Source organism: Arthrobacter sp. ZGTC412, from assembly GCF_002929215.1.
In the GTDB taxonomy this organism is placed as follows: Bacteria; Actinomycetota; Actinomycetes; order Actinomycetales; family Micrococcaceae; genus Arthrobacter.
Window position 1 is genome coordinate 1 of sequence record NZ_PJII01000053.1, and the last position, 1,121, is coordinate 1,121.

Annotated in this window: 2 protein-coding genes; one reads left to right on the forward strand and one right to left on the reverse strand. The window is 62.6% G+C overall.

Going from position 1 to position 1,121, the window contains the following annotated elements:
- On the forward strand, positions 1-768 hold a 768-nt coding region (locus tag CXQ88_RS21335), incomplete at its 5' end, for a sensor histidine kinase (RefSeq protein WP_219816371.1).
- Here the strand turns inward: CXQ88_RS21335 and CXQ88_RS21340 are convergent.
- On the reverse strand, positions 755-1,121 hold a 367-nt coding region (locus CXQ88_RS21340; protein WP_146069269.1), incomplete at its 5' end, for a winged helix-turn-helix domain-containing protein. The two genes, CXQ88_RS21335 and CXQ88_RS21340, sit on opposite strands and share 14 nt — an antisense overlap.

The window sequence follows — 1,121 nt, forward strand, 5'->3', positions numbered from 1 at the left end:
GAGCTGCAGGCCTTGGCCGCCACAATGAATTCCATGCTGGACCGGATCGAAACAGCCGATCAAAGGCAACGCCAGTTCGTCTCCAATGCCAGCCATGAATTGCGGAGCCCGCTCACGACAATCCGCACAGGCTTGGACATCTCCATCGCTGACGCCTCCGGAGAGACATGGCGGGGCATGCAGCCGATCCTGGCCGAAGAGACGCAACGGCTGCAGGGCCTCGTGGAAGACCTCCTAACATTATCCAAGGCCGACGACGAAGGACTGGCCGTCCGCCGTGAGGATGTCGACCTCGACGATGTTCTGGCCACTGAACTGCGCAGGGTGAACGCCACGAGCAAGCACCGGATCGTCGCTGACCTGGTTCCGGCCAAGATAGCGGGAGATCCGGTCCGGCTGAGTCAGGCCTTTCGGAACGTGCTCGACAACGCCGACCGCCATGCCGCAAGGACCATCGCCGTGACGCTCTCGGTCATGGTTCAGACAGTGGTTGTGACCATCGATGACGATGGAACCCCCGTGCCGGTGGCCGACAGGGAAAGGATCTTCGGGCGATTCGTCCGCCTGGATGAGAGCCGGTCACGCCACCAGGGCGGAAGCGGCCTGGGTCTGGCGATCACCCGTGGCATCGTGGAGGCCCACGATGGTCGCGTTATTGCAACCGAGACGTCACAGGGCTGGTGTCGCTTTGAGGTCAGTTTCCCGGCAATGGCCCCGCTGGCCGCCGTTCCCCATGCCGATGTGCCCATCGACTCTAATCGGCGCTGAGTCTGTACCCCATGCCCCGTACCGTCCTGAGCGAGTTAAGGCCGAACGGCTCATCAATTTTCCTCCGCAAATACCCGATATACACCTCAACGACATTGTCCCCGCCCCGGAACTCCGGGTCCCAGACGTTGTCGAGGATCTGAGCCTTCGACAAAACCTCGTCCGGCTTGCGCATCAGATAGACCAGCAGACCGAACTCCCGGGCAGTCAGGGAGAGGTCCTGCCCGTTCCGCGTCACGCGTCGCGTTGTCGGGTCCAGCCTCAGCGAACCCACTACCAAAGTCACCGGCCGTTCCGGAGCCCCTCTGCGAATGAGTGCCCGCAGCCGCGCGACCAGCACCAGGAAGCTGAAC